At 58.3% G+C, this 14,916-nt stretch carries 12 protein-coding genes; 11 read left to right on the plus strand and 1 reads right to left on the minus strand.

The genetic code is table 11. The annotated features are described in order from the left end of the window. The first annotated feature begins 92 nt into the window (after nucleotides 1-92). From rodZ to ACOI7D_RS06285, 8 genes are all read left to right on the plus strand, one after another. On the plus strand, nucleotides 93-1,085 hold the full coding sequence (rodZ, locus tag ACOI7D_RS06250) for a cytoskeleton protein RodZ (RefSeq protein WP_023290635.1): 993 nt from the start codon (nucleotides 93-95) through the stop codon (nucleotides 1,083-1,085). Nucleotides 1,086-1,111: 26 nt separating this feature from the next. Beyond that, on the plus strand, nucleotides 1,112-2,233 hold the full coding sequence (ispG, locus tag ACOI7D_RS06255; RefSeq protein WP_004201890.1) for a flavodoxin-dependent (E)-4-hydroxy-3-methylbut-2-enyl-diphosphate synthase: 1,122 nt from the start codon (nucleotides 1,112-1,114) through the stop codon (nucleotides 2,231-2,233). 91 nt (nucleotides 2,234-2,324) lie between these two features. Further along, a complete protein-coding gene (gene hisS / locus ACOI7D_RS06260) occupies nucleotides 2,325-3,599 on the plus strand; it encodes a histidine--tRNA ligase (RefSeq protein WP_109547059.1) in 1,275 nt (424 codons plus the stop codon). A 34-nt stretch (nucleotides 3,600-3,633) separates the two neighbouring features. Continuing rightward, a complete protein-coding gene (locus tag ACOI7D_RS06265; protein ID WP_023290633.1) occupies nucleotides 3,634-4,254 on the plus strand; it encodes a YfgM family protein in 621 nt (206 codons plus the stop codon). Between the two features lie 10 nt (nucleotides 4,255-4,264). Further along, the gene (bamB, locus tag ACOI7D_RS06270; protein ID WP_023290632.1) at nucleotides 4,265-5,443 is read left to right on the plus strand and encodes an outer membrane protein assembly factor BamB; all 1,179 of its coding nucleotides are present in this window, start codon (nucleotides 4,265-4,267) and stop codon (nucleotides 5,441-5,443) included. A gap of 113 nt (nucleotides 5,444-5,556) precedes the next feature. Further along, a complete protein-coding gene (gene der, locus ACOI7D_RS06275) occupies nucleotides 5,557-7,035 on the plus strand; it encodes a ribosome biogenesis GTPase Der (protein ID WP_004144309.1) in 1,479 nt (492 codons plus the stop codon). Nucleotides 7,036-7,153: 118 nt separating this feature from the next. Beyond that, nucleotides 7,154-8,233, plus strand: a complete 1,080-nt coding sequence (locus ACOI7D_RS06280) for a Gfo/Idh/MocA family oxidoreductase (RefSeq protein ID WP_060590156.1) — start codon at nucleotides 7,154-7,156, stop codon at nucleotides 8,231-8,233. Between the two features lie 49 nt (nucleotides 8,234-8,282). Continuing rightward, nucleotides 8,283-8,501, plus strand: coding sequence for a zinc ribbon domain-containing protein (locus ACOI7D_RS06285; RefSeq protein WP_004201901.1), 219 nt, complete (start codon nucleotides 8,283-8,285; stop codon nucleotides 8,499-8,501). On the opposite strand, the gene xseA is transcribed toward ACOI7D_RS06285, so the two are convergent. Further along, on the minus strand, nucleotides 8,485-9,876 hold the full coding sequence (gene xseA, locus ACOI7D_RS06290) for an exodeoxyribonuclease VII large subunit (protein WP_023290630.1): 1,392 nt from the start codon (nucleotides 9,874-9,876) through the stop codon (nucleotides 8,485-8,487). The two genes, ACOI7D_RS06285 and xseA, sit on opposite strands and share 17 nt — an antisense overlap. 158 nt (nucleotides 9,877-10,034) lie before the next feature. Here xseA and guaB point away from each other — a divergent pair, with 158 nt between their 5' ends. The 3 genes from guaB to ACOI7D_RS06305 all read left to right on the plus strand — a co-directional run bounded on the left by guaB (nucleotide 10,035) and on the right by ACOI7D_RS06305 (nucleotide 14,663). Then, nucleotides 10,035-11,501 (plus strand): IMP dehydrogenase, encoded by a 1,467-nt coding sequence (gene guaB / locus ACOI7D_RS06295; RefSeq protein ID WP_004151980.1) that lies wholly within the window; start codon nucleotides 10,035-10,037, stop codon nucleotides 11,499-11,501. A 67-nt stretch (nucleotides 11,502-11,568) separates the two neighbouring features. After that, nucleotides 11,569-13,146, plus strand: a complete 1,578-nt coding sequence (gene guaA / locus ACOI7D_RS06300) for a glutamine-hydrolyzing GMP synthase (RefSeq protein WP_008803811.1) — start codon at nucleotides 11,569-11,571, stop codon at nucleotides 13,144-13,146. A 308-nt stretch (nucleotides 13,147-13,454) separates the two neighbouring features. After that, entirely contained in the window at nucleotides 13,455-14,663 is a 1,209-nt protein-coding gene (locus tag ACOI7D_RS06305; RefSeq protein ID WP_186546507.1) for a tyrosine-type recombinase/integrase, read from the plus strand. Nucleotides 14,664-14,916 lie beyond the last annotated feature (253 nt).

Consider the following 14,916-nt stretch of genomic DNA (forward strand, 5'->3'; position numbering starts at 1 on the left):
TATACTGTGAGGCTGACGTACCACAGATGTCTCGCGGCGCCGGCTTTTTCCCGCGCTGAACTTTAAATTTCACGTACCAGTAGTTGTAGCGAATGAATACTGAAGCCACTCAAGATCATCAAGAAGCAAACACCACGGGCGCGCGTCTGCGTCACGCCCGCGAACAACTCGGACTTAGCCAGCAAGCGGTGGCAGAACGCTTATGCCTGAAGGTGTCCACGGTTCGTGATATTGAAGACGATAAGGCGCCTGCCGACCTCGCTTCCACCTTCCTGCGCGGGTACATCCGCTCCTATGCTCGCCTCGTACATATCCCGGAAGACGAGCTGCTGCCGATGATGGCTAAGCAAGCGCCCATCCGCGCGGCGAAAGTCGCGCCAATGCAGAGCTTCTCTTTAGGTAAACGTCGCAAAAAACGCGACGGCTGGCTGATGAGCTTCACCTGGCTGGTGCTGTTTGTGGTTATCGGCCTGAGCGGCGCCTGGTGGTGGCAAGACCATAAGGCGCAGCAGGAAGAGATCTCCACCATGGCCGATCAGTCTTCCGCTGAGCTGAACAGCGGCGACACCAGCAGCCAGAGCGTGCCGCTGGATACCAGCGCCCCGGCAGCCCCGACCGCCGATAGCGCTGCGAACAGCGCGCCAACCGATACCGCCAGCGCCCCGACCACCAGCGCCCCGGCCCAGACGCCGGCGGACAATAACGCCGTTGTCGCGCCTTCCCAGGCCAATGTCGATACCGCAGGCGCGGCGCCGACGGCGCCGGCTACACCGGCCTCGCCATTGCCGACCGATCAGGCGAACGTGACGAACCCGGCGGCGGCGGCGCAGGATCTGGTGATGAACTTTTCCGCCGATTGCTGGCTGGAAGTGAGCGATGCCACCGGCAAAAAACTGTTCAGCGGCCTGCAGCGTAAAGGCGGCAACCTGAACCTGAGCGGTCAGGCGCCGTATAAGCTGAAAATTGGCGCCCCGGCTGCGGTAGAGATCCAGTATCTGGGCAAGCCTGTCGATTTAAGTCGTTTTATCAGAACTAACCAGGTTGCGCGTCTGACCCTTAATGCCGAATCATCACCGGCGCAGTAACAGACGGGTAACGCGGGAGATTTTTCATGCATAACCAGGCTCCGATTCAACGTAGAAAATCTAAACGTATTTACGTTGGTAATGTGCCAATTGGCGATGGGGCTCCCATCGCCGTTCAGTCAATGACTAATACGCGCACCACTGATGTGGCGGCAACCGTAAATCAAATCAAAGCGTTAGAGCGCGTGGGCGCGGATATTGTCCGCGTTTCTGTTCCGACGATGGACGCCGCCGAGGCGTTCAAACTAATCAAACAGCAGGTCAACGTCCCGCTGGTCGCCGATATCCACTTTGACTACCGTATTGCGCTGAAAGTCGCGGAATACGGCGTCGACTGCCTGCGTATCAACCCGGGCAACATCGGCAACGAAGAGCGCATCCGCATGGTCGTAGATTGCGCGCGCGATAAAAATATCCCGATCCGCATCGGCGTTAACGCCGGCTCGCTGGAAAAAGATCTGCAGGAAAAATATGGCGAGCCGACGCCGCAGGCGCTGCTCGAATCCGCCATGCGCCATGTCGATCATCTCGATCGCCTCAATTTCGACCAGTTTAAAGTCAGCGTTAAAGCCTCCGACGTCTTCCTGGCGGTAGAGTCTTATCGCCTGCTGGCGAAACAGATCGATCAACCGCTGCACCTTGGGATCACCGAAGCGGGCGGCGCGCGCAGCGGCGCGGTGAAATCGGCGATCGGTCTTGGGCTGCTGTTGTCCGAAGGGATCGGCGATACGCTGCGCGTCTCGCTGGCGGCGGATCCGGTGGAGGAGATCAAAGTCGGCTTCGATATCCTCAAATCGCTGCGTATTCGTTCCCGCGGTATTAATTTCATCGCCTGCCCGACCTGTTCGCGTCAGGAGTTTGACGTTATCGGGACGGTGAACGCCCTGGAGCAACGTCTGGAAGATATCATCACTCCGATGGATGTTTCGATCATCGGCTGCGTGGTGAACGGCCCGGGCGAAGCGCTGGTTTCCACCCTCGGCGTGACCGGCGGCAACAAGAAAAGCGGCCTGTATGAAGACGGCGTGCGTAAAGATCGCCTGGACAACAACGACATGATCGACCAGCTGGAAGCGCGGATCCGCGCCAAAGCCTCGATGCTCGATGAAGCCCGTCGGATTGACGTTCAACAGCTTGAAGCAAAATAACGTGTTGGGAAGCGATACGCTTCCCGTGTATGATTGAACCTGCGGGCGCGAGGCGCCGGGGTTCATTTTTGTATATATAAAGAGAATAAACGTGGCAAAGAACATTCAAGCCATCCGTGGCATGAACGATTATCTGCCGGGCGAAACCGCTCTCTGGCAGCGCATTGAAGGCTCACTGAAGCAGGTGCTCGGTAGCTACGGTTACAGCGAAATCCGTTTGCCGATTGTAGAGCAGACCCCGTTATTCAAACGCGCGATCGGCGAAGTGACCGACGTGGTTGAAAAAGAGATGTACACCTTTGAGGACCGCAATGGCGACAACCTGACGCTGCGTCCGGAAGGGACGGCGGGCTGCGTACGAGCCGGCATCGAACATGGTCTGCTGTACAATCAAGAACAGCGCCTGTGGTACGTCGGGCCGATGTTCCGCCACGAGCGTCCGCAGAAAGGCCGTTACCGCCAGTTCCATCAGATCGGCGCCGAAGTTTTCGGCCTGCAGGGGCCGGACATCGATGCGGAGCTGATCATGCTGACCGCGCGCTGGTGGCGTGAGCTGGGCATCTCCGATCATGTCAGCCTTGAGCTGAACTCCATAGGTTCTCTGGAAGCCCGCGCCAACTACCGCGACGCGCTGGTGGCTTATCTCGAGCAGTTTACCGATAAGCTTGATGAAGACAGCAAACGCCGGATGTATACCAATCCGCTGCGGGTGCTGGACTCCAAAAACCCGGACGTGCAGGCGCTGCTGAACGACGCGCCGGCGCTCGGCGATTATCTCGACGAAGAGTCGAAAGCCCACTTTGCCGGCCTGTGCGCGTTGCTTGACGATGCCGGGATCCGCTATACCGTCAACCAGCGCCTGGTGCGCGGCCTCGACTACTATAACCGCACCGTGTTTGAGTGGGTGACCACCAGTCTCGGTTCTCAGGGCACCGTCTGCGCCGGCGGCCGTTACGACGGCCTGGTTGAGCAGCTTGGCGGTCGTGCCACCCCGGGCGTGGGCTTCGCCATGGGTCTGGAACGTCTTGTTTTACTGGTCCAGGCAGTGAATCCGGAATTTAAAGCCGATCCTGTTGTCGATATATACCTGGTAGCCTCCGGGACCGATACTCAGTCCGCCGCCATGCGTCTGGCTGAGCAGGTTCGCGATGCGCTGCCCGGCGTGAAACTGATGACCAACCACGGCGGCGGCAACTTTAAGAAGCAGTTCGCCCGTGCCGATAAATGGGGCGCACGTATCGCCCTGGTGGTGGGTGAGTCAGAGATCGCTGACGGAAACGTGGTAGTGAAGGATTTACGCTCAGGTGAGCAAACTACCGTAACGCAGGAGAGCGTTGCCGCGCATTTGCGCACACTTCTGGGTTAATCTCCCGGGAATTATTAGTCAGGAGAAGGACTGCGTGGAAACTTTTAACAACGAGAACGATCAGGTCGATGCGCTGAAGCGCTTCTTTGCCGAAAACGGCAAAGCGCTGGCGGTCGGGGTGATTTTAGGGATTGGCGCGCTGGTTGGCTGGCGCTACTGGACCTCCCATCAGCAGGATACCGCCAGAGACGCGTCGCTGGCTTACGAAAAGGCGACTTCCGCGCTGAAATCAAATACGCCAGACGTGCTGTCAGGGGCGGAGAAGTTCGCGGCTGACAATAAAAATACCTACGGCGCCTTCGCCTCTCTCGAGCTGGCACAGCATTTTGTTGAACAGAACGATCTGCCGAACGCCGAAAAGCAGCTTCAGCAGGGGCTGGCGGCCGCGTCTGATGATAACCTGAAATCGGTTATCAGTATGCGTCTTGCCCGCGTTCAGCTGCAGATGAAGCAGGCTGATGCGGCGCTGAAAACCCTCGACAGCATTAAAGGCGAAGGTTGGACCGCGATTGTGGCTGATTTGCGCGGCGAAATTCTGTTGAGCAAAGGCGATAAGCAAGGGGCCCGTGCGGCGTGGGAAGCTGGCGTGAAAAGCGATGCTTCTCCTGCGCTCAGCGAAATGATGCGTATGAAAATGAATAATTTGTCCATCTGAGAGGGACTCGATGCAATTGCGTAAATTACTTTTGCCAGGGCTGCTTTCCGTTACCTTGCTGAGCGGGTGTTCGCTGTTTAATAGCGAAGAAGATGTGGTGAAAATGTCACCGCTGCCGACGGTAGAAAACCAGTTTACGCCGTCCACGTCCTGGAGCACCTCGGTTGGCGATGGTATCGGCGAATTTTACTCTAACCTTCATCCGGCCTTCGCCGACGGCGTGGTCTATGCCGCTGACCGTAAAGGCACCGTCAAAGCGCTGAGCGCTGACGACGGCAAAGAGGTGTGGTCGGTGAATCTGGCGGAGAAAGATGGCTGGTTCTCGCGCACCCCGGCGCTGCTTTCCGGCGGTGTGACCGTCTCGGGCGGTCATGTTTATATCGGCAGTGAGAAAGCGCAGCTGTATGCGCTGAATACCAGCGATGGTACCGTTGCCTGGCAAACCCGCGTCGCCGGCGAAGCGCTGTCGCGCCCGGTGGTGAGCGATGGCATGGTGCTGGTCCACACCAGTAACGGCCAGCTGCAGGCGCTGAATGAGACCGATGGCGCCGTGAAGTGGACGGTTAACCTGGATATGCCTGCGCTCTCCCTGCGCGGCGAATCCGCTCCGGCCACCGCCTACGGCGCGGCGATCGTGGGCGGCGACAATGGCCGCGTCAGCGCGGTATTGATGCAGCAGGGGCAGATGATTTGGCAGCAGCGTATTTCCACGGCCACCGGGCCGACGGAAATCGACCGTCTGAGCGATGTCGACACCACGCCGATTATCGTCAACGGCGTTGTCTATGCGCTGGCTTACAACGGTAACCTGACCGCGCTGGATCTGCGCAGCGGCCAGATTATGTGGAAGCGCGAGCTGGGTTCGGTGAATGATTTCATCGTCGATGGTAACCGTATCTATCTGGTTGACCAGAATGACCGCCTGCTGGCGCTGACTACCGATGGCGGCGTGACCCTTTGGACACAAAGCGATCTGCTGCACCGTTTGCTGACCGCGCCGGTGTTGTATAATGGCAATCTGGTGGTCGGCGATAGCGAAGGCTATATGCACTGGGTGAACCCGGAAGATGGCCATTTTGTGGCGCAGCAGAAAGTGGACAGCTCCGGTTTCCTGACCGACCCGGTTGTGGCCGATGGTCGACTGCTGATCCAGGCGAAAGACGGTACGCTGTACGCGATTACGCGTTAATTACCGCTGTCGTGAGTGATTAAGAAACGGCCCCTGGCAGACAGGGGCCGTTTTGACTTTTTTAAAAACGTCGTTATGACGATGTTGCTTAGTGATTGTATGAGGCATTTAACATGATACCTGTGGTCGCGCTTGTCGGGCGCCCTAACGTTGGAAAATCCACGCTCTTTAACCGCCTGACGCGCACTCGTGATGCGCTGGTTGCGGATTTCCCGGGGCTGACTCGTGACCGTAAGTACGGTCGGGCCGAAGTCGAAGGCCGCGAATTCATCTGTATCGATACCGGTGGTATTGATGGTACGGAAGAGGGCGTGGAAACCCGGATGGCGGAGCAGTCGCTGCTGGCAATCGAAGAGGCCGATGTGGTGCTGTTTATGGTCGATGCGCGCGCGGGCCTGATGCCGGCGGACATCGCGATCGCTAAACACCTGCGCTCTCGTGAAAAGCCCACCTTCCTGGTGGCTAACAAAACCGACGGCATCGACGTCGACCAGGCGATGGCGGACTTCTGGTCGCTCGGCCTGGGCGATATCTATCCTATTGCCGCTTCGCACGGCCGCGGCGTGACCAGCCTGCTTGAGCAGGCCCTGCTGCCATGGGTCGATGAGGTTAATCCTCAGGAAGAAGTGGATGAAGACGCCGAATACTGGGCAAAATTCGAAGCTGAGCAGAATGGTGAAGCGGAAGAAGAGCCGGAAGACGATTTCAATCCGCAGGATCTGCCGATCAAGCTGGCGATTGTCGGACGTCCTAACGTCGGTAAATCGACGCTCACCAACCGCATCCTCGGCGAAGATCGCGTGGTGGTCTACGATATGCCGGGCACCACCCGCGACAGCATTTACATCCCGATGCAGCGTGACGAGCGCGAATACGTGCTCATCGATACCGCCGGGGTGCGCAAGCGCGGCAAAATTACTGACGTGGTGGAGAAATTCTCGGTCATCAAGACGCTGCAGGCGATTGAAGACGCCAACGTCGTGCTGCTGGTGATTGATGCCCGCGAAGGCATCTCCGATCAGGATCTGTCGCTGCTGGGCTTTATCCTCAACAGCGGCCGCTCCCTGGTGATCGTCGTCAACAAATGGGACGGCCTGAGCCAGGAAGTGAAGGAGCAGGTGAAAGAGACCCTCGACTATCGTCTGGGCTTTATCGACTTTGCCCGGGTGCACTTCATCTCCGCCCTGCACGGCAGCGGCGTCGGCAACCTGTTTGAATCGGTACGTGAAGCCTACGATAGCGCAACCCGCCGCGTAAGCACCGCGATGCTCACCCGGATCATGAACATGGCGGCGGAAGATCATCAGCCACCGCTGGTTCGCGGCCGTCGCGTGAAGCTGAAATATGCCCACGCCGGGGGCTACAACCCGCCTATCGTGGTGATCCACGGTAACCAGGTGAAGGATCTGCCGGATTCCTACAAGCGCTATCTGATGAACTATTTCCGTAAATCCCTGGACGTGATGGGTACGCCAATCCGTATCCAGTTCAAGGAAGGGGAAAACCCGTTCGCCAACAAGCGCAACACCCTGACGCCGAACCAGATGCGGAAACGTAAGCGCCTGATCAAGCACATCAAGAAAAGCAAATAATCATTAAACCCGCTTCGGCGGGTTTTTTTGTGGCCGCAATGCCGGTAAATGTCAAAACCATCCGCCATAATCCCGCGATACTTCGCCGGGAACAGATCGGCTCAGGGGTGGACTAAACATGCAAATTGGATTTATCGGCCTCGGCGCGGTGGTGGAAACCGCCTATTTACCGGCGCTGCGTCGCCTCGGATACCGTATTGACAGCTGCCAGGGCTATGACCTGGACAGCAGCAGAGCGCTGCCGGGGATCCAGCGCTGCAGTTCGCTGTCGGCGCTGCTGGCCAAACCCCTGGATACGCTCTTCATCACCACGTCATCCCTCCAGCACCTGCCCGTGCTGGAGAGGGCGTTAGCCAGCGCCATTCCCCGCATCGTGGTGGAGAAACCGATTGTGGCCAACCTTGAGCAGGCCGCGCGGCTGCGGGCGCTGCTGGCGCCGGCGGGGGAGGCCGGTCGGGTGCTGGCTCTCGACCACTGGATGGCGCGTGGGTTAGCCCTGAACGCTCTTGCTCCGCCGTGGCAGGCGGAAGAGGAGGGCAGCGGCCTGCCGCCGCCGCACCTTTCAGCGCAGGATATCGCCTGGATAGAAGGCTATTTGCAGGAGCCAAGCGGCTTTAACGCTGCCGGAGAACCGGTCGCGCTTAACTTTGCCACCGGCGAGCTGGATACCCGGCGGCTGCGTCATCCTGACGGCGTGATCCTCGATATCGGTACCCATGTCCTGGCGATGCTGCGGGAAACGCTGCTCGGCTGCGGGGGCGATGTGACGCTGGACCTCGCCGTTCGGGCGGCGAAAGACCGTCTCGGCCGAGATATTGCTCATGGGGATACGGTCACTGCCGAGGGAGAGGCGCATCTGCAGGGACGCCTTGGCGATATTCCGCTGAATATCTGGCTTAACAAATATGCCGGTCCCGCGGGCGGGCAAAAGGGAATGCGGATAGGGCTGCGGGACGGGCGACTGCTTGCCCTCGATCGCGCCCCTGATGGCGAGGTGGCGACGCTACAGGACGGCGAGCGGATCCAGCGCTGGACCCGGCCCGGAGCGATCTATGCGCACTGTCTCGATGAGCAGATCCTTGGCGCGGAGAATGTGTTTACCCGGGCGCCGGAAAGCGTGGCCGGGCTGACGCGGCGTCGGCTTGAGGAAGTGGAATGGCTGCTCAGGTTGCAGCAGCAATTACGCGGCCCTCATTAAACCCGGAACATGATAAAATAGGTGCAGATAAACGTTGAAAGGAATGGTTATGGAACTTGATTGCCCTCTGTGCCACGCGCCGTTAGATGTCAAAGGCAGCAGCGCGCATTGCGCTCAGTGCGAAAGGGTATTTGCCCTTGAGGCGCGCTGCCCGGAATGCCACCAGCCGCTGGAGGTGCTGAAGGCGTGCGGCGCGGTGGATTACTTTTGCCAGCACGGGCACGGCCTGATCTCGAAAAAACGGGTGGAGTTTATTCCGCTGGTTTAGGCGGCGATGGCTTTCTGGCCCGCGTTTTTTTCACCGGCGCAATCTGCCTCACTTCACTTTCGACCCAGCCGTCTTTCAGGCGGGTGGTGAGCAGATCGCCGGTTTTGACCTGTTTTGTCTGCTTCAACACCGTGCCGTCGCTCACCGAAGTGACGCTATAGCCGCGCGCCAGGGTGGCTAAGGGACTCACCGCCTCCAGATGGGTCACCGCGTGACCAAACCGTTCACGCCGCTCGCTGAGGCGGCTACGCATCGTTTCCGCCAGCCGGTATTCCAGCTGCTGGACGCGCGATTGCGCCCGGTGGATACGCGGCTGCGGGTTATAGTGATTCAGGCGCTGAACAGTGCGCTTTTGCCGCTGCTCGGCGCGTTTAAGCTGCGATTCCACGGCGATGCGCATCCGCTGGCGCAGGCGTTCCAGTGCGGTCTGCTGGCGGGCCAGCCGCAGCTGCGGGTGCTGCTGCTGCAGACGATGGAACAACTGGGTAAAACGGCGCTGGCGACTGGCGAGGAAATAGTCCATCGCCATCTCCAGCCGCTGCTGCCCGGCCTGCAGCTGGCGCAGCAGCTCCTGCTGATTACGGCTGACGATCTCCGCGGCGGCAGAAGGGGTCGGCGCTCGCAGGTCGGCAACAAAATCAGCGATAGTGACGTCGGTTTCATGACCGACGGCGCTGACGATAGGGATCTGGCTGGCGAAGATAGCGCGCGCCACCCGCTCATCGTTAAAACTCCACAGATCCTCCAGCGAACCGCCGCCGCGTCCGACAATCAGCACGTCACACTCCTGACGCGCGTTCGCCAGCGCGATGGCGCGCACAATCTGCCCGGGGGCATCGTCACCCTGGACCGCGGTCGGGTAGACGATCACCGGCAGCCCGGGGTCGCGGCGTCTGAGGACATGAAGAATATCGTGCAGCGCGGCGCCGGTTTTCGAGGTGATGACCCCGACGCAGCGGGCGGGGGAGGGGAGCGCCTGCTTATGTTTTTGATCGAACAGCCCTTCCGCGGTTAACTGCGCTTTCAGTTGCTCATACTTCTGCTGCAGCAACCCTTCGCCGGCGGGCTGCATGCTTTCGACGATAATCTGGTAGTCGCCGCGCGGCTCATACAGGGTGATGTTGGCGCGAACCAGCACCTGCTGCCCATGCTGCGGGCGAAACGTGACCCGGCGGTTGCTGTTGCGGAACATCGCGCAGCGCACCTGGGCGTTATCGTCTTTTAAGGTGAAGTACCAGTGGCCGGAAGAAGGCTGGCTGAAGTTAGAGATCTCGCCGCTGATCCAGACCTGGCCCATTTCGCGCTCAAGCAGCAGACGCACCGTCTGATTGAGGCGGCTAACGGTAAAAATTGCGGGGGATTGAGAGGGTAACATGTGAGCAAGATCAAACTTTAAATCAGCAGGTTATTCAGTCGATAGTAACGCGCTCAGAGGGGATGGCAAGTATTATTTGCAAAAAAGGGTAGATGCAATCGGTTACGCTCTGTATAATGCCACGGCAATATTTATCCACCCTGGTCGAGATATTGCCCATGCTACGTATCGCTAAAGAAGCCCTGACGTTTGACGACGTCCTCCTCGTTCCCGCTCATTCTACCGTTCTGCCGAATACAGCCGATCTCAGCACTCAGCTGACGAAAACCATTCGTCTGAATATTCCTATGCTCTCCGCAGCCATGGATACCGTAACGGAAGCGCGTCTGGCTATTGCCCTGGCACAGGAAGGCGGCATCGGCTTTATTCACAAAAACATGTCCATCGAGCGCCAGGCGGAAGAAGTTCGCCGCGTGAAGAAACATGAGTCCGGCGTGGTCACCGACCCGCAGACCGTTCTGCCGACCACCACCCTGCGTGAAGTGAAAGAGCTGACCGAGCGTAACGGCTTCGCCGGCTACCCGGTGGTTACCGAAGAGAACGAGCTGGTCGGCATCATCACTGGCCGCGACGTGCGTTTCGTCACCGATCTGAACCAGCCGGTCAGCGTCTACATGACCCCGAAAGAGCGTCTGGTTACCGTTCGTGAAGGCGAAAGCCGTGAAGTGGTCTTTGCGAAGATGCACGAAAAACGCGTTGAGAAGGCGCTGGTTGTGGATGAGAGCTTCCACCTGCGCGGGATGATCACCGTAAAAGACTTCCAGAAAGCGGAACGTAAACCGAATGCCTGTAAAGATGAGCAGGGCCGTCTGCGCGTAGGCGCTGCGGTCGGCGCCGGCGCGGGCAACGAAGAGCGTGTTGATGCGCTGGTGGCTGCGGGCGTTGACGTCCTGCTGATCGACTCCTCTCATGGCCACTCCGAAGGCGTTCTGCAACGTATTCGTGAAACGCGCGCGAAATACCCGGACCTGCAGATCATCGGCGGCAACGTCGCCACTGGCGCAGGCGCGCGTGCGCTGGCGGAAGCCGGCTGCAGCGCGGTGAAAGTGGGCATCGGCCCGGGCTCCATCTGTACTACCCGTATCGTGACCGGCGTAGGTGTGCCGCAGATCACCGCCGTTTCCGACGCGGTGGAAGCGCTGGAAGGCACCGGTATTCCGGTTATCGCCGACGGCGGTATCCGTTTCTCCGGCGACATCGCTAAAGCGATCGCGGCCGGTGCGGCGGCAGTGATGGTCGGCTCCATGCTGGCCGGTACCGAAGAATCCCCGGGCGAAATCGAACTCTACCAGGGGCGCTCTTACAAATCCTATCGCGGGATGGGCTCCCTCGGCGCGATGTCGAAAGGCTCCTCTGACCGCTACTTCCAGAGCGATAACGCCGCTGACAAACTGGTGCCGGAAGGTATCGAAGGCCGCGTGGCCTATAAAGGCCGCCTGAAAGAGATCATTCACCAGCAGATGGGCGGCCTGCGCTCCTGTATGGGTCTGACCGGCTGTGGTACCATTGACCTGCTGCGTACCAAAGCTGAATTCGTACGCATCAGCGGTGCGGGCATTCAGGAAAGCCACGTTCACGACGTGACCATCACCAAAGAGTCCCCGAACTACCGTCTGGGCTCCTGATTTCTTCGCCCGACCTTGCGTCGGGCGATTTATTTACTCTGTTTCACTTGCCTCGGAATTAGCGTCAATGACGGAAAACATTCATAAACATCGCATTCTCATTCTCGACTTCGGGTCACAGTATACTCAGCTGGTGGCGCGTCGCGTGCGTGAGCTGGGCGTCTACTGTGAGCTGTGGGCATGGGATGTCACGGAAGCACAGATCCGCGAATTTAATCCAAGCGGCATCATTCTTTCCGGCGGCCCGGAAAGCACCACCGAAGAGAACAGCCCGCGCGCGCCGCAGTATGTGTTCGAAGCCGGCGTGCCGGTATTTGGCGTCTGCTACGGTATGCAGACCATGGCGATGCAGTTGGGCGGCCATGTAGAAGGCTCTAACGAGCGTGAGTTTGGCTACGCGCAGGTTGAAGTGGTTAACGACAGCGCGCTGGTGCGCGGTATCGAAGACTCTCTGACCGCGGACGGCAAACCGTTGCTGGACGTGTGGATGAGCCACGGCGACAAAGTCACCGCCATCCCGTCTGACTTCGTCACCGTCGCCAGCACCGACAACTGCCCGTTCGCCATTATGGCCAACGAAGAAAAACGCTTCTACGGCGTGCAGTTCCACCCGGAAGTGACCCATACCCGTCAGGGGATGCGTATGCTGGAGCGCTTCGTGCGCGATATCTGCCAGTGCGAAGCCCTGTGGACCCCGGCGAAAATCATCGACGACGCCGTTGAGCGTATCCGCCAGCAGGTTGGCGATGACAAAGTGATCCTCGGCCTCTCCGGCGGCGTGGACTCTTCGGTGACCGCGATGCTGCTGCACCGCGCCATCGGCAAAAACCTGACCTGCGTATTCGTGGATAACGGTCTCCTGCGTCTGAACGAAGCCCAGCAGGTGATGGACATGTTCGGCGACCACTTTGGCCTGAACATTGTTCACGTCGAAGGCGAGCAGCGCTTCCTCGACGCGCTGAAAGGCGAGAACGATCCAGAAGCGAAACGTAAGATTATCGGCCGCGTCTTCGTGGAAGTGTTCGACGAAGAAGCGCTGAAGCTGGACGACGTCAAATGGCTGGCGCAGGGCACCATCTACCCTGACGTTATCGAATCTGCCGCTTCCGCTACCGGTAAAGCGCACGTCATCAAATCTCACCACAACGTGGGCGGCCTGCCGAAAGAGATGAAGATGGGGCTGGTTGAGCCGCTGCGCGAGCTGTTCAAAGACGAAGTGCGTAAGATCGGTCTGGAGCTGGGTCTGCCGTACGATATGCTCTACCGTCATCCGTTCCCGGGTCCGGGCCTCGGCGTGCGCGTGCTGGGCGAAGTGAAGAAAGAGTACTGCGACCTGCTGCGTCGCGCCGACGCTATCTTCATCGAAGAGTTGCACAAAGCTGACCTGTACAACAAAGTGAGCCAGGCGTTCACCGTGTTCCTGCCGGTTCGCTCCGTCGGCGTGATGGGCGATGGCCGTAAATACGACTGGGTGGTTTCCCTGCGTGCGGTGGAAACCATCGACTTCATGACCGCGCACTGGGCGCACCTGCCGTATGATTTCCTCGGCCGCGTCTCTAACCGCATTATCAATGAAGTGAACGGTATCTCCCGCGTGGTGTATGACATCAGCGGTAAGCCGCCAGCAACGATCGAGTGGGAGTGATCCTGCGTCCGGCATAGACTGGCACCAAATAGCATTAAAACACCCATAAGCCCGCGTAATTGCGGGCTTTTTTCGTTCTTGGCGTAGCACTGTCTGGCAAATTTTCGCATCGCCAAGCACACCGTTTCTATGGCATGGTAGATGGTACGATTTGAACCTGATGCCATGTTCGGCACTCGATACCATGCCGCCTCTGATGGGGTGTTCATGGTATCGAATTTAGGTAACGCATTGTCCTTAAATAAGTTTTTTGAGGATTTGTGGGGCTTTTTGAGCATGGTATTTTTGAGAGGAAACCCAACCCGACCATGCTGACTGATACCAAGCTGCGCAACCTCAAGCCAAAGGACAAGCTCTACAAAGTGAATGACCGTGACGGCCTCTACGTGGCCATCACCCCTGCGGGTTCGATTTCGTTCCGCTACAACTACTCGATCCACGGCAGGCAAGAGACCATCACCTTCGGCCGCTACGGTGTCGGTGGGATCACGCTAGCGGAAGCTCGCGAACGGCTGGGCGAAGCCAAGAAGATGATCGCCTCAGGGAAATCTCCAGCCAAGGAGAAGGCCCGAGACAAAGCCCGCGTCAAGGATGCTGAGACATTCGGCGCGTGGGCCGAGAAGTGGTTGCGCGGCTATCAAATGGCAGATTCCACCCGCGACATGCGCCGTGGAACATACGAGCGAGAGCTAAAGCCGAAATTCAGCAACAGGAAACTGATAGAAATTACCCACGAGGACTTGCGGGCGCTTACTGATGCCATCGTAGAACAAGGCAGGCCATCAACGGCCGTGCTTTGCCGCGAAATTATGATGCAGGTCTTCCGCTGGGCTATCGAACGCGGACAGAAGGTTGAGAATCCGGCCGATCTGGTGCGCCCGTCAACTATCGCCAAGTTTGAGCCACGAGATCGAGCACTGACACCAGATGAAATTGGCTTGATGTACCAGTACATGGAGCGCATTGGCACCACACCTTCGATCCGCGCGGCTGCCAAGCTGCTGTTGCTAACGATGGTTCGCAAAAGCGAACTGACCAACGCAACGTGGAACGAAATCAATTTCACCGACGCGCTCTGGACAATCCCCAAGGAGCGGATGAAGCGCCGCAATCCCCATTTGGTGTTCCTGTCGAGGCAGGCGCTGGATATTTTCATAGCACTGAAGACCTTCGCCGGCGGTTCGGAGTACGTTCTGCCATCACGTTATGACTCAGACTTGCCGATGAGCAGCGCCACGCTCAATCAGGTGCTCACGCTGACCTACCGTCTGGCGCAGAAGGAAGGGCAGTCGCTTGGCAAGTTTGGACCGCACGACTTGCGGCGTACAGCCAGCACGCTGCTGCATGAGGCGGGCTATAACACCGACTGGATCGAGAAGTGCCTTGCGCACGAACAGAAGGGCGTTCGAGCCGTCTACAACAAGGCTGAATACCGCGATCAGCGCCGGGCGATGCTCCAAGATTGGGCCGACATGATCGACGAGTGGACAATCAGGAAGAGCCGCCCCAAGGACTGATTCGGAGCCTTGAGACCTGCTTTTTGTCGCGAAATGCCCACTTTGGTGGGCTTTTTTTGTCCGCAAAACGTATGAATTTCCGGACGCGATAAATTGGCTTTAAGTGCCTATTACAAACCTAAGTAAAACAGCGGTTTGCGTTATCAAGATTGTCCGTCAAACGTTGAATTTAAGGACACTAAGCAATTGATTTAATTGAAAAAATATGATCATGGATGCTGGAATTTACCAGAATTGTGTAGCAATAATTAAA

It is taken from the genome of Klebsiella sp. C360 (assembly GCF_048822415.1).
GTDB classification, from domain to species: domain Bacteria; phylum Pseudomonadota; class Gammaproteobacteria; order Enterobacterales; family Enterobacteriaceae; genus Klebsiella; species Klebsiella quasipneumoniae.